The 20826-nt window shown below is 46.0% G+C and carries 21 protein-coding genes and 1 pseudogene; 18 read left to right on the top strand and 4 right to left on the bottom strand.

The genetic code is table 11. The features are described from left to right. The first annotated feature begins 1 nt into the window (after position 1). The 18 genes from ACNKW2_RS04865 to ACNKW2_RS04780 all read left to right on the top strand — a co-directional run bounded on the left by ACNKW2_RS04865 (position 2) and on the right by ACNKW2_RS04780 (position 17562). Positions 2 to 937 (top strand): capsid protein, encoded by a 936-nt coding sequence (locus tag ACNKW2_RS04865; protein WP_419147528.1) that lies wholly within the window; start codon positions 2 to 4, stop codon positions 935 to 937. 59 nt (positions 938 to 996) lie between these two features. Continuing rightward, positions 997 to 1461, top strand: coding sequence for a hypothetical protein (locus ACNKW2_RS04860; RefSeq protein WP_419147527.1), 465 nt, complete (start codon positions 997 to 999; stop codon positions 1459 to 1461). Further along, the gene (locus ACNKW2_RS04855; RefSeq protein WP_419147526.1) at positions 1461 to 1907 is read left to right on the top strand and encodes a phage virion morphogenesis protein; all 447 of its coding nucleotides are present in this window, start codon (positions 1461 to 1463) and stop codon (positions 1905 to 1907) included. Before ACNKW2_RS04860 ends, ACNKW2_RS04855 begins: the two co-directional genes overlap by 1 nt. Before the next feature lie 11 nt (positions 1908 to 1918). After that, a complete protein-coding gene (locus ACNKW2_RS04850) occupies positions 1919 to 2356 on the top strand; it encodes a phage tail terminator protein (RefSeq protein ID WP_419147525.1) in 438 nt (145 codons plus the stop codon). Beyond that, positions 2353 to 2523, top strand: coding sequence for a hypothetical protein (locus tag ACNKW2_RS04845; RefSeq protein ID WP_419147524.1), 171 nt, complete (start codon positions 2353 to 2355; stop codon positions 2521 to 2523). The genes ACNKW2_RS04850 and ACNKW2_RS04845 overlap by 4 nt, the downstream gene beginning before the upstream one ends. Then, complete coding sequence (locus ACNKW2_RS04840; protein WP_419147523.1) at positions 2520 to 3419, top strand: hypothetical protein; 900 nt, start codon at positions 2520 to 2522, stop codon at positions 3417 to 3419. Before ACNKW2_RS04845 ends, ACNKW2_RS04840 begins: the two co-directional genes overlap by 4 nt. Positions 3420 to 3424: 5 nt before the next feature. Further along, positions 3425 to 3748, top strand: a complete 324-nt coding sequence (locus tag ACNKW2_RS04835) for a hypothetical protein (RefSeq protein ID WP_419147522.1) — start codon at positions 3425 to 3427, stop codon at positions 3746 to 3748. Continuing rightward, positions 3748 to 4110, top strand: coding sequence for a hypothetical protein (locus ACNKW2_RS04830; RefSeq protein WP_419147521.1), 363 nt, complete (start codon positions 3748 to 3750; stop codon positions 4108 to 4110). Before ACNKW2_RS04835 ends, ACNKW2_RS04830 begins: the two co-directional genes overlap by 1 nt. After that, entirely contained in the window at positions 4070 to 7015 is a 2946-nt protein-coding gene (locus ACNKW2_RS04825; RefSeq protein WP_419147520.1) for a tape measure protein, read from the top strand. Before ACNKW2_RS04830 ends, ACNKW2_RS04825 begins: the two co-directional genes overlap by 41 nt. A gap of 19 nt (positions 7016 to 7034) precedes the next feature. Next, entirely contained in the window at positions 7035 to 7991 is a 957-nt protein-coding gene (locus ACNKW2_RS04820; protein WP_419147519.1) for a hypothetical protein, read from the top strand. Between the two features lie 92 nt (positions 7992 to 8083). After that, a complete protein-coding gene (locus tag ACNKW2_RS04815) occupies positions 8084 to 8689 on the top strand; it encodes a hypothetical protein (protein ID WP_419147518.1) in 606 nt (201 codons plus the stop codon). Next, positions 8689 to 9273, top strand: a complete 585-nt coding sequence (locus ACNKW2_RS04810; RefSeq protein ID WP_419147517.1) for a hypothetical protein — start codon at positions 8689 to 8691, stop codon at positions 9271 to 9273. Before ACNKW2_RS04815 ends, ACNKW2_RS04810 begins: the two co-directional genes overlap by 1 nt. Beyond that, on the top strand, positions 9257 to 9655 hold the full coding sequence (locus tag ACNKW2_RS04805) for a DUF6950 family protein (protein ID WP_419147516.1): 399 nt from the start codon (positions 9257 to 9259) through the stop codon (positions 9653 to 9655). The genes ACNKW2_RS04810 and ACNKW2_RS04805 overlap by 17 nt, the downstream gene beginning before the upstream one ends. Continuing rightward, entirely contained in the window at positions 9648 to 14438 is a 4791-nt protein-coding gene (locus ACNKW2_RS04800) for a phage tail protein (RefSeq protein ID WP_419147515.1), read from the top strand. The genes ACNKW2_RS04805 and ACNKW2_RS04800 overlap by 8 nt, the downstream gene beginning before the upstream one ends. Positions 14439 to 14442: 4 nt before the next feature. After that, complete coding sequence (locus ACNKW2_RS04795; protein WP_419147514.1) at positions 14443 to 15294, top strand: hypothetical protein; 852 nt, start codon at positions 14443 to 14445, stop codon at positions 15292 to 15294. A 7-nt stretch (positions 15295 to 15301) separates the two neighbouring features. After that, on the top strand, positions 15302 to 16486 hold the full coding sequence (locus tag ACNKW2_RS04790) for an SUMF1/EgtB/PvdO family nonheme iron enzyme (protein WP_419147626.1): 1185 nt from the start codon (positions 15302 to 15304) through the stop codon (positions 16484 to 16486). A gap of 203 nt (positions 16487 to 16689) precedes the next feature. Continuing rightward, on the top strand, positions 16690 to 16953 hold the full coding sequence (locus tag ACNKW2_RS04785; protein WP_419147513.1) for a hypothetical protein: 264 nt from the start codon (positions 16690 to 16692) through the stop codon (positions 16951 to 16953). A 138-nt stretch (positions 16954 to 17091) separates the two neighbouring features. Further along, positions 17092 to 17562: a DUF3653 domain-containing protein gene (locus ACNKW2_RS04780; RefSeq protein ID WP_419147512.1), complete on the top strand. Its 471-nt coding sequence runs from the start codon at positions 17092 to 17094 to the stop codon at positions 17560 to 17562. Between the two features lie 16 nt (positions 17563 to 17578). Here ACNKW2_RS04780 and ACNKW2_RS04775 read toward each other — a convergent pair whose 3' ends face one another. From ACNKW2_RS04775 to ACNKW2_RS04760, 4 genes and pseudogenes are all read right to left on the bottom strand, one after another. Continuing rightward, positions 17579 to 18313 carry a hypothetical protein gene (locus ACNKW2_RS04775; protein ID WP_419147511.1) on the bottom strand — a complete coding sequence of 245 codons (735 nt, stop codon included), beginning with the start codon at positions 18311 to 18313 and terminating at the stop codon, positions 17579 to 17581. Positions 18314 to 18781: 468 nt separating this feature from the next. Beyond that, positions 18782 to 19972, bottom strand: coding sequence for a zonular occludens toxin domain-containing protein (locus tag ACNKW2_RS04770; RefSeq protein WP_419147510.1), 1191 nt, complete (start codon positions 19970 to 19972; stop codon positions 18782 to 18784). 2 nt (positions 19973 to 19974) lie between these two features. After that, on the bottom strand, positions 19975 to 20292 hold the full coding sequence (locus tag ACNKW2_RS04765) for a DUF2523 family protein (protein WP_419147509.1): 318 nt from the start codon (positions 20290 to 20292) through the stop codon (positions 19975 to 19977). A 4-nt stretch (positions 20293 to 20296) separates the two neighbouring features. Further along, positions 20297 to 20826: pseudogene (locus ACNKW2_RS04760) on the bottom strand (hypothetical protein); the annotation flags it as partial.

The following is a 20826-nucleotide window of genomic DNA, read 5'->3' as shown; positions in this document are numbered from 1 at the left end:
TATGAGTAATGGCATGCCATTTACCCCCGACACCCATCAAACGGCGATTGCAATTGCCTATAACAACCGTGCGTTAATTGCCAATACGTTAATGCCGTATTCGTCTGTTAATCGCCGTGAATACAAATGGGGCGAGTATGAGAAGGCCGCTAAGTTTACGCTACCCGATACTAAAATTGGCCGTAAGTCTGGCCCGAACCAAGTTGAGTTTACGTTTAAAGACCAAACGGGCTCGGTGACGGACCACGGGTTAGCGGATGTTGTGCCCAACGACGACGTAGACAACGCCCCTGAGGGGTATAGCCCGCTGAGTGTAGCCACTGAGAACCTAACCGATTTGATTTTATTAGGCCGTGAAGTACGCGTTGCGGATAAGTTTGCAGATCCAACGAACTTTGGTAAGCACCATAAACTCAGCGCCGCTGGCTTTAAGCGTATTGACGACCCTGACCTGGATATTTTGCCATGGCTACTTGAGTTATTAGACGAACCACTGATGCGCCCTAATGCCATGACCATGTCGTTTAAAGTGGCCACCAAACTTAGAACCAACAAACGCATGATTAAAGCGTATAACGGTTCGCTGGGTGATGAAGGCTTAGTGCCTTGGCAGTTTATTAAAGACCAATTAGAAATTGAGCACATTAATATTGGCCAAGCCCGTATTAACACCGCCAAAAAAGGCAAGTCGCCAGTATTTGAGCGTGCTTGGCGTGACAACCTTGCCTTTACGTATCACGACCCATTAGCGGGCTTTGATAACAAACGTATGACCTTTGCGCTTACTGCACGCTATAAGAGCCGAGTCTCGGGTAACCGGACGGTTTCTGCAGGCTTGCATGGTGGTACTGAGGTGATGGTAGGCGAGTCGGTCGAAGAGCAAATTATTGCCAAAGACTGCGGCATGCTGCTCACCGACGTGCTCACCCCAGCCTAATTATTTTTATTGCTCCGTGAAAACCCAAGGCGGGTTCGCCCGCCTTTTATGAGGTCATTATGTTTGTATCTGCCACTCACATTATGAGTTTGATTGGTATGTCTACCCTGCTGCAATTTGCCTCTGGCCGGATAGAGCCAGACTACGATAACCGCCTAACAGCTGATGACATACACGCCGCGCTAGTCGGTGAGCCGGTTGGTGATAACCAAGCGCACATTGCCGATTGGTTTAAAGCCGCAGCTGCCAATGTGAATGCGGTAATAATGGGGTATGTGGCTAAGTTTGAGCTAACCGAGCAGCAAGTTGAAGCCTCGCCGCTTCAAAGTATTGCCACTGACTTAATGTGGTATGAGCTCAGCAATAATCCTGGCGATGAGTTACTGGCTCGAAAAAGTGCGGCGCTCAAGATGCTAGACAAAATCAACGCGGGCACCATTCAAATTAAAAAACCGGTACCCAAAAACCATGGCAGCATGCGCACAGCAAAACCCCGCTCTCAATTTGATTGGAGCCGGTTCTAATGGCTGGCGTGTACGTTGAAGTCGCGGGTGATGCGCTCGATATTCTGCAGCTTATCCGCCATCGAAGTGACAACCCCACTGAGGTGTTAGACGACATTGGGGCGTTTTTAGATCAAGACGTAACCACCCGCTTTTTAAACGAGCTGGCCCCCGATGGCACAAAATGGGAGCAGTCGGAAGCGGCAAGAACCGGTAAAGGTCGAAACCCTGAAAAGCCAGGTTTAACGCTCACAGACAACCGCGATTTGGTGGGGTCAATTACCCACAATGCCGAAGGTGAAGAGTTAGAGCACGGGTTTAGTGATGTGGATTACGCCGCCATTCACCAGTTTGGGGGGAAGGCTGGCCGCAATCACAAAATTACCCTGCCCGCACGCCCCATGATTGGCATTGAGCAAAAGCAAGCCAGCACCATTGTAGAAATGGTGACCGGGTGGCTAGTTTAAACGAGGTTTAAATGCAGTTTAATTTTGATTTAAACAAGGTAGAAAAACATTTAAGCCGGCTGAATTTACGTGTTGGTGCTGCGGCCGATTTTAACGAGGTACGCAATAATCCCATTCAAACGGCCTCTGTGTTTGTGCTGCCACTGGATGACGACTATGCCCCAGAAGACGCGGTGACAGGCCAGCAGATTTACAATATAACCGAGCTGTTTGCGGTGATGATTGTTATACCGTGCCACGGCGGTAACCAACGAGCTAATGACCACATTGCACAGCTTAGAAACCTTATTAAAGCAGAGCTGGCTGGCGTTAAATTTGGCGACTGGCAGCCCATAGAGCCACACCGTGGCCGCATTGTGGAATTTAACCACAAAACCAACACCCTAATTTACCAGTGTCAGTTCAAAGTAACTGGCTACGTAACCGTAAACACGAGGCCCATGCCATGACAAAAACCAAACCAACTGAACCCAAGCCGCCAGAAACCAAGCAAAAGGTAACACGGGATGTGGCAAACAACGCGCTTGCCCTACTGGCTAAAAAGCGCCGTACGCAGGACGTAAGCGGTGCATACAAAATAGAGAACAATACGCTCACACCCGGAGGTGATGCATGAGCAGCTGGCGATTTAAAGACAAGTTACTTTTAGTTGATGCCCTTGGCACCACACTGACCGGCCAACACGCTGTGTATGCAAGCGAGGTGGAGTTTGCTATTGAGTCTGAAACCGAAGCCGATGAACTTGAAACCGCACACAGTGGTGCAAGCTTGGATGTGATTTTTGGCAAGCACGTTACCTTAAATTTTAAAACGCCACTTTCAATGTGTGGCACACCCGGGCAAGCGCCTGCCATTGCCCCCCTGCTGCTGGCTAGCGGATTTGTGCAAGTGTCGGATGCGACCAGTGTGACGTACGCACGAGGCGATGCAACCAAAGCCAAGGCCCTGGTGCGCTTTGGTAAAAACACCCATGAAATCAGCGAAATGCTGGGTAATGTGTCGCTTAATTTAGAAAAAGGCATACCTAAGCTTAATTGGCAGTTTAAAGGCTTGTTTAGCCCTCCCATGCAATCGGCTGCCGCCCCGGATGTGGATTGGAGCCGCTGGCAGCGCCCTGAGGTGCTGGGTGTTGAATGCGATTCTGCCTTTAAGCTCAACGAGGTGTCGCGCGTGCTGCATAAGCTCACGGTGGACGTTGGTAATAATGTGATCTTCGACCGCGCCATTAACCATGAGGCCATTATGCTCACCGGCCATGAATCGAAAGCGCAAATGACGCTAAGTGCCGATAATTTGGGGAACTTCAACCCATTTAACGACATTGGCCAGGTGCAGCACTTTGAGTTTAGCCACGGTACCACAGCCGGTAAAAAGTTTACGCTGATTGGCCGCTATCAACTCCCCACGCCTAAATACACCAATTTAGACAGTGAGTTAACGGGCTATGAGCTCGATGGCAAGCTAGTGCCAAGTGGCGCTGGTTACGATGAACTAACGTTAGTATTTGAGTGATCCGAATGAAATTAAAGAAATTAGAGCAACTAAAAAACGCCACTATCTTAGCCCCCATCCATTTTGAATTTGGTGGTGTGGAGTTCAAGTTTGACGCCAAAATTAAACTCATACCAGAGACTGAGATGACCCAATTGGTCGATGGCAGTAAAAAGGACGACGCCATTGTGCGTGAGTTATTAGTTGGATGGGACAACTTTGTGGATGACGGTACCCAAGTCACCTTTAGCGGCGAAGTACTTGATGAGCTGTTGGGTTACGGCGCGATTGCTGGGCGGCTCTCTGTTGAGTGTGTTAACGCGCAATACCGCGTACAAGAAAAAAACTAGTGGACGTTGCTAGGTGGTATGTGGGCGACCTAGCAACCAACAACTCAACACTGGATGACGACGAAGCCCATTTTGGCGCACCAAGACAAGCGCAACCAAAAGCAGAATCGCTGTATGTGCTCCCTGAAAACTGGGCGGCGGTGACCGCGCTGAGCACTGCCGGCACCCAGTGGCAGCTGTGTAAGCAAGGCATGGAGCTCGCCCTAGACTATGCCCGGGCAGACGTGGCGTGGCGCTATGCAGACATCACACTCACCCCAACGGATTTTAGCAAGCTGCAACAACTAGAGCGGTTAATAGTAGGATTAATAAGGCGGCCCGATGAAAAACCAACTGAACCTGGCATTACGCTTAAAGTATGATGGCAAGGCGGTCACTTCAGGGGCCGCTCGTAATGTTCGCGAACTAAACCAAATCCCTCAGGCGCTGAGTCGCCAAGTAGCAGCCAATCAACGCTTAGGCGCAAGCCAGGGCCAGCTAATGCGCCAACAATCGGCCATGGGCAGCCAGCTTGGCGTGTTGAGCTCTGGGTATGACCAGTTGGCTGCGAGCATTGCGTCTGTGGTGAGCCTGGGCACAGCGGCCATGTTTGTGCGTGACACCGGCAATGCGCAGTTGTTAGATACCCGGTTACGTGGCCTGACGGATACCGCTCGTGAGTACAATGCCGTGCAGAACTATTTGTTTGCCACTGCCGATAGGCTTAATACCAATTACTCCACCCTCGCCGATTCGTACTCTCGTATTCTAAACCTGCAAGAAGCGGGGGTTGTCTCGCAAACCCAAGGGGTTGCAATACTGGAAGGCTTTGCCAATGCTGCGGCCAAAACAGGGGCGAGCAATGTGCAGCTGGAGCAAAGTTTATTTGGTATGACGCAGGGCATGACCGCCGGTGTGCTCCGCGCTGAAGAACTCAACCAGGTTACTGAGCCTTTGCCAGGCTTAATGCAGAAACTAGATAAAGCGGCGGGGCAAGCTGCCGGTGGTTTTAGGCAAATGGTGAACGACGGCAAGGTCACCAGCCAAATGTTTAAGCAGTACCTTATTAAAGCATTCGATGATTATGCTGGGGCCGCTGAAGCCACTGAGGGCAAAATCAATGCTTCGTTTGCTGAAATGGGCAACGAGTACCAACGCCTTATACGCCACTATGAGCAACCCGTAAATTTTGCGGTAACCCGTGTGGTGGGTAGTATTACGGATGCCATGCAACTGCTGCGTGAAAACGAAGGAATTGTAGAGGGCTTAACCACCTCCGCCACGGCCCTTGCTGTTGTGATTGGAAGTCGCTTAGCAGGCAGTGCATACAACTCAGCTAAAGCCTTTACGACTAACGCCATTGCATCGCACAAAGCGTTACAGGCTCAGGTGCAACTGGCAGCACAGGCCAAACGAAGCGCAGTAGCGCAGCATCAAGCCGCTGTGCAAGCTCAGCAGTTCGCACAACATCAATTAAAGGTGGCTCGCACCACAGAGCTTAGAAGCCGTGCCATTACTAAGTTGGCCATAGCCAACCAGCGCGCCAGTGCAACACAAGCTGCCCTTACGGCTGCAACTAATACCTACTCTGCTGCCGCCGCTCGAGCCAGTGTGGTTACCCGTGGGTTTACGGCTGCGCTGGGGCTATTGGGTGGCCCCGTTGGGTTAGCTGTAACGGCTGGCCTGGCGATTGCGTATTTTGCCAGCCAAAACGACGAGGCCAGCACCAGCAGTAAAAAGCTAAAAGTGCACCTGTATGAACTGGGTGATGCCTTTGACTCGGTGGGCAATACCGCAAGCCGTGCACAAATAAAGCGGGCACAAAAAGAAGCGGCAAACTACACCAAAAACATCGAGGCGGCTTACACCAAACTTACCACTCTTAAAAAGCGCCAAGCTCAATCTGGTAGCGACCGCAGCAAGTTTATGTATGCCCAGCAAATTGCCGAGGTGGAGCGTTATATTGCATCGCAATCCAAACTTCGTGCTGAAAAACTAAAACTCGCTAATGAGGCGGCGAACCTAAACAAAAGCCTTGAAAGTATTGATTGGAAGATGCTGCAAAATGAGTCATCTTCTGCGACAACCGCACTACCTGAAAACATTAAGCGCTTGCAACTGAGCCTGCTGGATGAAGAGGCACGCTTAAAAGCCAGTTATGAGAAACGCCGGCAAATGGTGGTGACCGCTCGAGACAAAGACACCGCTAATAAAGCAAAATACGATGCCATTTTAAAGCAGCTAGACGCCAAATACACAGAAGACGTAAAAGCCCTGGCACAAAAGCGTGAGAATGATAAAACCCGCATTCAAAACCAAGCCGAAGAAAAACGCCGTAATGACTTACGTGCCGCGCTTGAAAACCGCATTGCACAAATTAAGGGCCACGCTAACCGTGAAGCGCTTGCAGCGTATGAAAATGAGCTGGCGGTTGAGCAAGCGAAGCAACAAGCTCGAGTTGATGCTGCGCGCAGGCAGTCCTTTGGGTTAGCCGCAAACGACGAAAAAGGCGAAATAAAATATAACGCCGATAACCAAATTCGCGACATCGAGCGCCAACAAGAACTGCTCGCTGCTGAAGGATTCCATTCAGAAGTTGAAAAACGCGAATGGGATCATCAAGAACGCTTGATGCAGTTAAAGACCAAAAACACCGGTGCACTGCAACAGCACTTGGTGAAGTTTGCTAACTGGGAGAAGAAAAACGCCGCTGAAAAGTCGGACGCGGTATTAGGCTTAGGAGCAGCCGGGTTAAAGGCATTGGGCCAGCAAAGCAAAACCGCCTTTAAAATGTACAAGGCGTTTGCCATTAGCCAGGCATTAATTAAAACGTATGAATCTGCAACCAGTGCGTATGCGTCGCTTGCCCCTATCCCCGTTGTGGGCCCTGCCCTTGGTGCCGCTGCCGCAGCGGCTGCCGTTGCTATGGGCTTACAGCAAGTGCGCCAAATTAAGTCGCAACAGCCGGCGGCGGGTATTGCTCACGGTGGTTTAGACTACGTACCAAATGAAAGCACCTACCTGTTACAACGCGGCGAGCGGGTGTTATCGCCCAAGCAGAACATTGAGGTGAGCGCCATGGCCCGCCACTACAACGCAGGCAACAGAGCAAAATCTGGTGGAGACATAAAGTTCAACATTACAAACCATGTTGTGGTCCAGGGCTCAACAGACGAAGCCAGCGCACAAAGAACCGGAAACGATGTGGCAAATCAAATTAGGGGGCTGATCCTGCAAGACATTCAAGAAAATGGTGTTATTATTCAAAGCATTCGACGTGTGGCTTGATTTATATAGAAGGATAATTATGAGCTTGTGGCTTTGGTTTTTACTAGCAATGTACTCGCTTATATTCATCGCGATATTGATACAAATAAACAGAAAAGCAAAAGAAGATAAGTTCTTAAATTATCTAGGACTGTTCTTGAGCTTTACTGCAGTAATTGTTTTTACTTTCTATTTTAATAGATTTGGCATTGACCCTCGTAATGAAAACTTAAGTGATTGGGTTAGTGTTGCAACATATTTCAATAATGCTTTTAGTCCATTTTTGTTGTTAGCGACTATTGCGTTGCTTTATAAAACTTGGGATTTAAGCAAGAAAGAGTTGAGGGACACTAGAACATTACTTAAAGAACAAATTAGAACGGCTAGGTACCCCACTGAAATTGAGAGTGTTAGGTACAAAATAACTTTGATTAATGAACGTTTGCGCTTAGATTGTACGCATGAATTAAAATGTGAGGGTGGTGACAGACTCTTAAGGTATATTCTTGAAAACCGTCAATCCGAGGTTACAAGATACTTAAACTATCTTACATCAGTATATGCTGAGCAGAATGAAAAGGTAGGTTTAGATTTCGTCGGTAGACTACTCTACTACAAAAAGAATTTTCTTGTAGCAACGCATAACAGTGTGGCGGATGTATTGACTTGCAAGCAACAGCATTTAGCTAATATCCAGATCGAACATGAGCAAATTGATAACAAAGACCCTAAACTTCTCTTTAGGCGATTTATCTCCAATGTTTTATATACTATGTTTCAAAGTCCAAACTCACATTTATATAGTGAATTATTCGTAATAGAGCAGTATAAGGCATTATTAGAAAACATCGTGGCCGAAGAAGACAAAACACTACAACGTATGATGAAAAAGGAAGTAAATTTTTTAATGCTAAGGGAACATAGAAATACACTTGATCATTATGTTGAGCTCACTTCTGAAGCAGACAAGTTATTACTAAGATTTACTCAAATTTAGTAATAAACCATGTAAACCACTTTCCGCCCTCCCCTTGGCTCCATTAGTTTTTACACTCGCTCTAACGATTCGAACACGAGCGATGAGAAATAATGGAGCATCTGCCGCTACCTAAACCCCCTAAATCTTGCGTTTTTAGACTGGTACCCAATAGCCAGTTACACATCAATAAAGCCAATAATGCCTCAGAGGTATTCGACAACGAGGGGGCCTATTGGGAGTTCGAAATTGAATTGACGAACGTACCAGAGACCGATGCGCTTGCGCTCGATGGCTTTTTGGCCGCTTTGCGTGGCAGTGTTGGTAAGTTCTTGATGCATGACTATCGCCGCGAGCAGGAGCATTTAGATACCATCGCGTTTGTTAGTGGTGGTTATCAAGACGGTGCATCGCTTGCGGTTACGAATTTACCACCCGGGCGTATTTACGCGCGAGCCGGTGAAAAAATTCAAATAGGCTCAGGTGCAGCGGCTGAACTAAAAATACTGACCGAAAATGTACTCCCTGCTGCGACTGGCGCGACAATGCTCCGTTTTGAGTCGCCCATGCGCCGTATACCGGCTCATAACTCCCCTGTTTATTTTGTGCGCCCTGCCGGCGTATTTAGGCTTGTTGATAACAAGCAAGGTTTGGCCGATGCCCAATATAAAAATGGTGTGGTCACCAGTTGGCGTATTCGTGGGCGGGAGGCGTTTTAATGGAAGCGGTTAAAAGCTCGCTAATCTCGCGTTTAACAAACGGGAACCCACGTTACTTTGTTGACCTGAAATTTAAGTCAGGCAATTTACGCGTGCACACTGGCGTGGGAGAGCGCCGCTTTTTATATCAAACCTGGTATGGCTTAGGTGCCCTTGGCCAAGTGAGTGAGATACCCGCTAACGATAATAACTCAGTCAGCAATATCCGCCTTTCGCTCACTACTCCCAACCCTTCAATTTTAGGTGAAGTGGCCGCCAATGACCCTGTGGGTGTTGAGGTGGATATATGGCTTGTGGTGGTTGATGAGCAGTACCGCGTTGATGGTTTTCAATTGATTGAAAGTGGCAGTATTGCTGCGTGTAATAGTGAGCGAGGTGCCCTTTCAAAGGTTGAGTTGACGGTAACTGGCGAGTCTCAACGCTGGCAGCAGGCTCGATTGCATCAACGATGGAATGACGCGACGCAAAAAGCCCTTTACCCAGGGGATGAGTTTTTTAACGAGCAAGTCGCTGCGAACCGCACTATTTTACCAGATACCCAACCAGGCAGACGTGTTGGAGGTCGATATGTCGATAAGCAGTAAGCTGCATGCGTATTTAGAAAGTTGCTGGCACAAGCCATTTAAATTTGGCGAGTTTGATTGCTGTTTGTTTGTGGCTGACTGGATAAAGGCCTATCACGGGTTTGACCCTGCCCCCGAGCGCGGTGATTACAGCACGTTTAAACAAGGTTTAAACCTGATTAAAAGTGACTTTAAACACACCTTTGAGACCCGTTTAAACGCTAAACCTATCGCTGTTGACTACGCAGCCAGAGGGGATGTGGCTTTATGTGAGTATGACGGTGAGCTGGTCGGTGGCATTGTTGGCCTTGGTTGTGTGTATTGTGTGTCTGATGAGGGGGTGACTACCCTACCGCTTGATACATTGCGTTACGTTTACCCATTGGAGCAGATCCATGAGTAAAGTGGTAGAGGTAGTCGGCGATGTAGTTGAAGGCGTTTTAGATATTACGGGCGTAGGTGCCCTATTCAGCGGCTTAATGCCAGACCAAACTCAGCCTGAGCAAGACGTTGCGACGCTTGCTAAGGGGTTACAAAAAGGCATTGATCAGCCCAGGCGTATTACCTTTGGCCGTGACCGTGTTGGTGGTGTGATAGCACACCAGGCCACAGTAACACGCGGCGAAAAAGAATTCATTCAGCTGATTGTGCTGATTAACGGTGCCCCCATCGATGCGCTGGAAGGTGTGTTTATCGCCAATAAACCGCTAACGGAATACCCCACTGGCACCTATGACTACGCCGTTGCAGACGGACGTCATCGCCGTGCACTGCAGCTAGCAGTGCAACGCATGGAAGGCTGGACCGACAAACATATTGGCTATGACCAAGCGCACATTTACATAGAACTTGAAAACAACCGAGAAGTGTTCCCGGATGGCATCAATGACTGTGAGTTTTTAATTCGTGGTGCACGGGTTTGGGACCCACGTGATACAAGTCAAGACCCTGATGATAGAAACACCTGGACCTGGTCACAAAATGCTGTGCTATGTACCCTGCACTACGTTAGGTTTTATGGGGCGAACCAAGTGCCAGCAAGCCAGTTGCCCATGAATTGGTGGATAGCTGCTGCTAATGTGTGTGATGAAGAAGCTGAATACACCGATAGCCAAGGTGTAACTCACAAAGAGCCCCGCTATACGGTTAATGGCACCTTTGCATTCACCTCACGGCCATTGGAAGTTTTACAGCAGTTAGAACGCAGCTTTGCCGGAAAAGTTTTCAGGCAGATGGGCCAGTGGTACGTTCGCGTAGGCGCTTGGTATGGTGCCCCCACCTACACCGTCACCATGGCGGATGTGTTGGGCGATGTAAAAATTAAATGGCACGCCGATTTACGTGAGCGTGCCAATACTGTGCGAGCGCAGTTTGTTGACCCCAAACAAAACTATGAGCGCACAGATGCTCCACCTGTGATTGCAGAGCCTTATTTAGAGCAAGATGCCCAGCCACTAGAGCAAACGCTATCACTCCCATTTGTGCGCAGCAGCGCTACAGCCCAGCGATTAGCGGCAATACAACTAGAGCAAACACGCTTAGGTGGCATTGAGTTGCCTTTAAGGCACACAGGCCTAAGTGCGGCAGTTGGCCGAACCATTACGGTTAACATACCCGAGTATCATATAAACAATAAAATTTACCGTGTAATAGACCGTCGCTTCAGACTCGACCGTGGCGTGACTATCCGATGCATAGAAGACGGCCCAGGGATTTGGGCCGATGGCCTTGTGCCTGGTGTTGAGGATTTAACGCCTAATACGGATTACGTGCCTGGGCAATTAAAGCCAGTAAAAACATTAAGCGTAAGTACTCGTGAAGATGGGTATTTGATGCTTTCGTGGGAATACGATGCCATAGAAGCGGTTGAGCACTTTAGTGTGGTTGTGTATGAAGTAATAGAGCCGGATCTAGAAGCCGACCCAGAAGCTGAGAATGAATACATTAAAGTGCACTCTCAACGGGTGAATTACATTGAAGCGGTTTTACCACCGCTGAAAGTTGGCACCTATCAAGCATCTATTTCAGCGGTGAATGTTTTGGGCAAAGGTAGTGTGCCCAATGCCATTGTGTTTAATCTAGATGTTCCTTCAACACCGAGTATTGACATCGAAACCACTGAAAATAGCGCCACTCTCGTTGCTGATATTGGCGACGCCGTTGGTGTTCAAGCTGAGTGGGTGTGGATTGGATTGCTAGATGAGCCCAGCCCCCAAGCCGCTGTTCGCACGCCTATTCTTACAAAGAATAATTTAGCTCCTGACACACACTATGCCGCCAAGTGCCGCGCAGTGACGCCTAAAAATAAAAGCGCTTGGGCAGAAGTAATTGTCAGCACAAAAGAACCCAAAGCACCTGTTGAAGTGGTTGATCTTGTTTTTAATTTATCGCAGCAAGCCACGTGGACTGCGATGGCATCGAATTGGTTGCCCCCTAACCTCACTAATATCGTAGCAATTGAAGCCATTGACAAAATCTCCAAACAAATTTTATCCGAACGATTGCTCAAGGTGCACTTAGAGCCAAACAGTGGACTAATTAGCATTGAAGTTGATGAACAGACTCAAGCTAATTCAATTGAACTAGCAATTGACGGTGAAGGAACAAATCATCTGGCAATTACTGCGATGTTCGATGGCGTGCTGAGTCGTCAATCTTTTGATGCTATGGGCGTATCTGTTGATGATATTAATAAAATTAAAGAAAACTTGGATGCGGTAGATGCCGTCGCTGAATCTATTTTAGAGCAAGTTATTGCGGATAACGCGGCGCTGGTTGCTAACTTACAATCTCGTGATGAGTTTAATAAAAAAACAAGGGCCATCATTGCTCGCATTGATGAAGATGGTTCTATTACTCAAGAGCAAATATCTTTACTGCAGTCTTCGTTAGCAAACGCGTCTGCAACACTACAAGATTTAGAGAGTAGAGTTACGGCTGAAGATGCTGCAATTAGTGAACGTATTTCTCTGTTAGCTGATGAGGTTGTCGAGAACCAATCACAAATAAAAACAGTTGAGCAAACTTTAGCAACTGAGACTGAAGCCGCAGCGCTTAGAATGTCGGATATTGAGTCAAGTGTTGGGAACAATAGCAATAAAATTCTAAGCATCGAGCAAACCATGGTCAATGAAGATGCTGCGCTTAGTGAACGTATTTCTGATCTGACAGCTGAGGTTAGCGATAATAAGTCTCAAATCACAACAGTCGAACAAGCTTTAGCGACAGAAACTGAAGCTTCATCACTTAGAATGTCGACTATTGAGTCAAACGTAGGCAATAACAGCAGCAAAATAGTCAATATTGAGCAGACCAATGCAACACAGAATGAAGCCAATGCGCAGCGATTCAGTTCTATAGAGTCCAGTGTTGGTGAAAACTCAGGTAAAATTGAAACGGTTGAACAAACCATGGTCAATGAAGATGCTGCGCTTAGTGAACGTATTTCTGATCTGACAGCTGAGGTTAGCGATAATAAGTCTCAAATCACAACAGTCGAACAAGCTTTAGCGACAGAAACTGAAGCTTCATCACTTAGAATGTCGACTATTGAGTCAAACGTAGGCAATAACAGCAGCAAAATAGTCAATATTGAGCAGACCAATGCAACACAGAATGAAGCCAATGCGCAGCGATTCAGTTCTATAGAGTCCAGTGTTGGTGAAAACACGGGTAAAATTGAAACGGTTGAACAAACCATGGCTAGTGAGAATGCAGCGCTTAGCTCTCGAATCGAACAACTCACATCGCAAGTGGGTGATAATTTTGCGCATCTTCAAAGCTATTATTACACTGCTGTTGATACAGACACCGCCATATCTGCGTCCAAATTTGAGCTACAGTCTCAAATAGATAGCAACCTAGCCTACCTAAATAACCAGTTTTACACTAAGTCTGAATCTGATGGAGCCATCACTAGTGCAATAACTACTCTATCTACTCAGATTGACGGCCAAGTTACAGCAGTAAACCAGCGAGTGAATAGTGCTGAGAGTGATATTTATGGCAACTACCTCGCTATTAATTCATTACAGCAAACTGCTGGGAACTTAGATAATGGTCTAAGCGCCCTTAATGTCCGTGTTGGAAGTGTAGAAACAACCGCTGAGGGAAATGCGGATGCTATTCAGAGTCTTACTAGCCGCGTTACCAATGCTGAAAATGATACTGCTAGTGCACACCTAACATTGAGTGCCCATACAAATCAACTTGGTGAATTAGAAGCGAGAGCAGAAATTGGGGTTAGCCAAAACGGTTTTATAACTGGCATGAATGTAACGCCAGGCAAAGTTAGGTTCAAAACAAATGTATTTGAACTTTATGGTGAAAACGGCAAAGCAGTTTGGTTTGACCTAAACGAATCAGCATTTGTATTCGATGGGCTCGGGAATTTTAATCAAGGGCTGTCGAGTCAGTTCCTAAATGCATTTATTAATATAGGGCGTTCTGGCTTTATAAAACAGTCTGGTCAAGTAAAACTTGGTGTAAACAGTACCTTTATTAATGTTAACGATGGTTATGTTGGCGTTAGGGCGAAAGATATAACGTTTGATGGTTCCGGCTTTAGTGGCACTAGGCATGTGACATTCAACGCCGTAAAAGTTTTAATCAGTGATATTTCGTCATTTCAATCAAATACAACAATTCGAGCTCATGGCGGTGGTGGGGCTAACTATGATTTTTATGCCGTCAACGGGGCTTATGGTCCATTTACTGGCGCGCATGAAGTTTTGCTTCAATCCTCAGCAATGCCTCAACCTCAAGTTGGAGATTTAATAAAAAATAAGTCTCATCTATTCAATGCGAATGTTTCAAACACGATGTCGTTTGGAGAAATAACATCTCAAGACTTTGACCCCGCTGTGATAGGTGTATTTGTTGGAAAGCGTGAATTATCAATAGAGCAGCCAGCAGGGTTAATTAATCTTGAAGAGTGGTATCAGCTTGCATATGAATATGAGCTCGCAACGGTCAATGCCTTAGGTGAAGGTACTATGAATGTCTGCGGTCAAGGTGGCGATATCAAAATAGGCGACTTACTTTGTTCGAGTTCTATGCCTGGTAAAGCAATGAAACAGCCAGACAATTTGGTGAAAAATTACACCTGCGCTAAAGCATGGCAAACGGTTTCATTTTCAACACCTAATGAAACTGCACAGATCGCAGTTGTTTATCTAGGAGCATAATATAGTGGCTTACAGTATCGGAACCATATCTATTAAAGAACATACCAACACAATATCTGGTAATGGTACTTACTTTGTTCAAGTTGCCAAAGCTCAAAAGGCAGATCTATTGTTTGTATGTTTCGAGGGTAAAGACCGCATTCTTCAGATAGTGAATGTGCTTGATGATTCAACGCTACAAGTAAAGCAATTGGATGGCTCTGCATTTAAACCCAATTCTTCAGCGTCGTCTTTAAAATATGGACTTGTACAAAATTTTAAGGACACAGTTACTGCAAAACTGGCGCAGCGTGTAGCAGATTTACAAACCCAGTGGTTTACACGTGAACAACAAATAACAGGATGGTTTGAATCCAGAGATGACACTTACCCGGCTACAAGCTTTTTAGGTGAGCAAATCGATATACCAACCCCTGCAAAAATAGCAGCATTAGCTCAAGTAGCCATGGAAGCCAGCGACCAACTTTCACAAATGGCTAGTGTTATAGAACAAAACCAAGCGTCCTTGGCCACGGTTGAGCCAAGACTTACTAGCTTTGAGTCTCAATATCTAATTGCTATAAGCGCAAATGCCAACATTAATGACAAGTACAATCAAGTAATTGAAACAAAGAACTCCTTAGAGTCTTTAGCTGCAACTCTAGCATTACAAAGTAATGCTGTGATTGACGTTGGTGAGCAAGTTACATCAGATAAAGACCAAGTAATTTTAAGTACTAAACATGCAGCAGCATACAGCGCATTATGCACACTTTCGACACAGCTAATGATGAGCAACACAAGCAGGATAAAAGCAGCCTTTGAAGCTGTGCTTGATGGCACTCTGACAATTGAACAAATTAACAATCTATTCTGAGGTAAAAATGATAAATCCAGGCACAATTGATGGCGCAGTCACTGCATTAAACGAAGTGGCTACAGCTCACCGAGATCTGCAAGCTACTTTCCAAAATAAGCAGGGAGAAATAGACGATAAGTATGTAGAACTTCAAATAATTGCAAAGGACGGCTATCGAAAGGCGGTCGAGCATAACTCAGGTGGTCGAAACACGGTGATTTATGATGCTCAGGGAAACCCTAATATCATGTGTGTTATTCCTCGCTTCAATGTAGAAGACTTAGGATTAACCGAGCTCGAGCTTGGCACAGGCGTTCACCCTGCATTTGTGACGAACGGAGCGCCTCGCGGCGAAATCCTTATCGGCAAATATCTGGCATCAGCGACAACCAACGGCTCAGCCGTTATCGGCGGTTCTCAGCCGAGAACCTCAGTAAACTACGACACTGCAAAGCAGCTTTGCACACAGAAGGGTGAAAACTGGCACCTTATGTCTATCCACGAATGGGCAGCTATAGCGCTCTGGTCTCTGGCTAACGGTACCGTACCTCGTGGCAATACAAACAATGGTCGTAGCCACGAGGCGAAGTGGGAAACCGCTCGCCGTGCCGACAATGGATTACCCGGTGATACTAGCGGTACTGGACGAACCGACACAGGCAAGGGGCCGGCAACATGGAACCACAATCATACAGAGTTCGGCATATGCGACCTAGTCGGAAACGTGTGGGAATGGATTGATCAGATGAAATTAGACGACGGTCAAATCCTAACTACGCTGGATAACAATCCGACGGTTACTGAGGCTAACTGGCACGATCATCAAGCCTATTTTGATTCAACATCTGACAACCAAAGCGGAGTCGGAAACAATGGCTCACCATTACTTAGCAACGAGGTAACAAAGCGCAACGGACCTGCAAATGACGATAGTCACGACTATCCGTACTTGCACGACCTTCACTTTGCTGCGATCACAAAGACTGCTGAGTATGTACCCAACGAACTTTTGCGTAGATTGATGATTGAATCTGCAACTGAAACTACCGTTACAGGTGGCCTTTGGTGTCGAAACTATGGTGATCGATTTCCTCTTCGTGGAGGTAACTGGGTATATGGATCGCTTTCCGGGCTAGGTTCTCTATATATTAACTTTGCTAGGTCGCTTTCCGACAGCAGTATCGGTTTTCGTCCTGCTTTTTTTGCGTAGCTTTTAACTTATTCATTACATCGTGCACTGTACTAGAGCTTTAAATAGTGTCTAGTTATAAAACGGAGATATTAGATAGCTAAGCCGCATCCAGTCGGGCTATGAAAAACTACAGCCTCTTACAAGGCCTAGCCTAATCAACCATGCCGGCAATTCAAACATAAAAAAGGCTCTTTATGTTGAGCCATTCAGGAGAACATCAGATGTTTAGATATATTTATCAAAGTCAATGTCACACTGATACGAGTTCAGAATACATGGACTCACTGGGTATGAGCCAAGAGCAAATTGAATCAGTGAAACAGCAAAAAGCTTTTGAGGCTACTCAAAATATAGAAAAGCGTTTAGAAGCTTATCGTGCCGAGTCAGACCCTCTCTTTATGGAGTTTCAATACGATAAAACGCCTGAATCTGAGAAAGTATGGCGCGATAAGGTTGATGAGATAAAATCTCGATACCCTATTTAAAAGAACCGAACGGATGGTGTTTAAAGGTTAAAAAAAACGCTTGCCTGCGAGATCTAAAAATAAGTGTATTTTTTTCTAAATTTTCGCGCCGCATTACAACAGGACGACCGACGCTTGTATTCGTCAAAGGAGTCCAAAATGACATTTAAAGATTTACTATTTAGAGCTGGATTTATGAATTTCGGAAAGTTGAACCGCAAAGCTGCGACTGAATTTTTGCATGTGACAGAACGCACGCTCGATAGATGGATTAAGGAAGATTGTCCCTGCCAACGAGCCGTCGACCTATTAAACGTTAGAATTAATGGCACTATCTCGATTCGGCCTGAATGGGATGGTTTTTATATTTGCCGTGAGGGCCGCTTGGTTACACCTCGAGGAAATAAATACCATCCAGACTACATAAATAAACTGGACTTTTTACAAAGATCAATGAGATACCAAGAAAGCCAAGTGGCCTCTCTTGAGCAGCAAATTGAATATTTAAATGACCTTGTTAAATCTTCTGAGCAACTAAAATCAATTGGGAATGAACTTATCAAGATGAGTGATCAATTCAGGTTTAGGGATGCTATGTTGAAATACAATAAAAGCAAAAAGATAGGATAACATAGTTTTTAAAGCCCTAACGGGCTTTATTTGGCAACTGATTTGAGTAGCGCATTAAATCTAAAAACTTTATATCAAGATCAAATATTTTATTGTTTCTTAATATAACTTTTAACTCATCCACTGGTATTTGGGTATCCCCAGCACAAATAGAGCCGTTCCATCTAGTAAGTAAAAGGGCTTCAACAGAATCATTTTTTAACCCCCAAGAATCAACTATAAAGTAATTAAGAAAATTAATAACTGACTTCAAAGCTTTTAAAGCGTCTGATGATTCCAATGGATATGAAATATAAGGTTTATTATTATTTGTTTTAGAAAATGTAGGTTGCTCCTCATGGAGAAATGTATCGTAAAAATCACAGTATTCTGTTTTAACAACAGTTTCTTTAATTACCTCTCTTGGATGTACCAAGTTATTTCTAAACTTCCGTAAGTTATCAACTTCTTGATATTGAGTACATTGTTTTGCAATTTTTTTATCCTGATGATATTCAAGAATGAGGTTAAACTTTTCAAGTGTAGGAAACTTATCCAACTTACTTTCAATCATTGGACTTAATTCAATTGATTTAATGAAAGAGTTTGCAGAAGCCTCTAATACAGTCCAGCTTGATAAAATACTGGCTGAAACAAGGCTTGATTTTACTATACTTTCCTTTTCCTCCAATGATAGTTCATACAATGTCATAGAGTTTGCGAGTATTGTTAAAAAAGGGCTTTCTACTATGACTACGCTTTTCTTTTCCATTTATCACTCTTTTATTAGAAAACTTCACCTATTAATAAATAATTTTTATCAAGGTGGTGTGTTGCAATTGTTTGTTAGCGATGCACTGCGCGCAGAATTAGATATATAAAAAGGCTAGCACCTGAGTGTGCTTGCGTTAACCATCAAGGGGCATGCCCCTTAATTATCCCCTACTCTTGTTAGCATCTATGTTACCTTTCGCATCTTACCAGTTTTTAAGCTTCTTGCCATATACGGTATGTGGTCTTGGTGCTCAACGAGGAAATCAATCATTTGTTTTACTTCAACTTCTGATTGGTTGGGGATCCAAAGAGTCACCTTTTTAAGTCCCCTGTCCTTTTGCTTTTGTTCATAATGTTGGTTGCGTTTTTAATGGTGTCACCAGTGACGGGGTGTATGTGAGGCTTTCCCCTGCGAGGTCTCCCCCCATAAATGGGGCCCCCCTCACAGGGCAAAGCGTTGGTGGTGTTATTCCGTTGTAACGGGGGCGCTTGGCATGGCGTCTTGTGGCATCATTTCAATTTTGGGGGAATCGCAGGTAATGAAGTCGTGGTATTGGCTCTTCCACGCAATTTCTATCATGCAGCCTGACCTCACTGTGACGTCATAGCCTGCTAAAAACAAATCCCTGAGTGTCATTTCAAAGATGAGTTGGCCGTTTTGGCTGGCGCCAATGTAGTAGTCCTTTTTGATGCGGTTTCTATCGGTGTATTCCGCCCAGCCGTTTATGTGCAAACTCACTTTATGAAATGGGTGTTTGGCTTTGGGTGGCTCAGGTTCTTCGGGCACGTAAGGTCTTTGGTAATGGGTTTGCGTTGGTTGTTGGTCTTGGCCAGCTGGGTTCGGTGGTAGGTTTTGCACTGAATTTCGTTGTGTTTGGACTTGGCCAGTGGCGGGCGTTGGTGTTTGTTCTTGATTTGATCCTTTTTTGCTTGGTTCGCTGTTAATGGCCATGATTAAGATAAACACGAACAAGGCGAACATGACCCCTGCCCCTTTGATAAACCAGTTATCCCACCATTTCTTTACGTCGGCGGGCGCGGCTTCTTTGATGGCGGTATCGGACTTAGTATGCGAAGAATAGAACTTAAAATACTTGGCTTCATAGTGGCGTTCATGGGTAGCCACGACCGTAGCATTGGATGCGCTTGCGCCGTCATGCACTTTTAAGATGTACTGGTCATCTTGCCCCAGCATGGATTTCTTAATGGCACGGTAGTGGTTCGAGACTAAATCACGTATATCACGGTTAATCTTTCGAAAGTTTTGTGTGATAAGCATGATGTCAAAGCCATAGTGCCGGTGCATTTCATAGAACTGGATCAACTCTTTATCCGTGCCCTGCTGCGGTAAGCAAAGCTGGCATTCGTCAATAAAGAAGTAAACGCGGTTGCCCTGGTCATTTTGCCAGTCCTGGTATTGCAGGTAATGTTCCTTTTTGGAGAATGGACGCTCACCGCCGTAGTTATGAAATTCGCCGTCGATGACTTCGATTAAGTCACGGCAATAGTCACCATAGATTGAGCAAAAGTGGTCAATGTTCAGAGGTAGATTAGTGACCACCTTGCGGCGGTGTTGGGTGACGGTTGGAATGATATGCCTTACTACGGCCTCGTAGCTTTTGCCGCCCCCTGTTTTACCTGATATTCCGTGTATCATGATTAGCTCCCTAGCCGAGTAAATGGAATGAGTTGAAGTAAAAAGCGTATGGTCAGTGACGTAATTATCATGCCCATGGCCTGACCCAAGCCCGAGGCCGTGGCAAAGTATTGGGTGGTTGGGGGAATGGCGTTGATGTATTGCGCCACGTTTAAGCCATCGAATAACGTACCGAGGCCATCGAGTATGACAATGATTAAGTCCAAAAATGATTCCATGAGCCAAAAGAGAATGTCTTTGAGTGCATCAAAGAACGTCAGCATCATGGAATAAACAAACAGTTTGAAGTCTTCCCACGTTTGAACAAGCCAAGCTAGCATCGTCTTATCCTCCAAATATGATGCGTCTGCACAGGAAGGCCGCCGTGACTAAGATGCAGATTTTGATAAAGGCCATCACGGTGGCACTGGGGAGTGGTATGTCTTTACAGCCATAATTCATGTATTGGCCAAGGTTAAAGCAAATGCGGTTATCAGGCGCAGCGCCGCCACCCGTGAATTTGAATTGTTGGATAAATTGCGCCGCTTCGGTGCTTTTTAGTGACTCGGCTTTTTCATCCCACACACCTTGAAAGCCGTCTTCGTATTCGGATTCCCAAAAGCTGGTCGCGTTGGCGGGGTCAAACATGGTGGGGTCGCCCTTTTTGGTCACAGAGCCAAGAATTGCCGCTAAGAGTTCAGCCAGTTCGGAGTCACTATCGGGGCAGTCGTCGCCCTCACATGGTTGGTCGCCATCACCACCGTCTGAGCCATCATCGCCACCTGAGCCATCATCGCCACCTGAGCCATCATCGCCGCCCGAGCCATCATCGCCGCCCGAGCCATCATCGCCGCCCGAGCCATCATCGCCGCCCG

The organism is Pseudoalteromonas 'SMAR' (genome assembly GCF_048515945.1).
Taxonomy (GTDB): domain Bacteria; phylum Pseudomonadota; class Gammaproteobacteria; order Enterobacterales; family Alteromonadaceae; genus Pseudoalteromonas.
The sequence above is the reverse complement of the archived record's forward strand: the minus strand, read 5'-3'. Positions and strand labels throughout refer to the sequence as shown.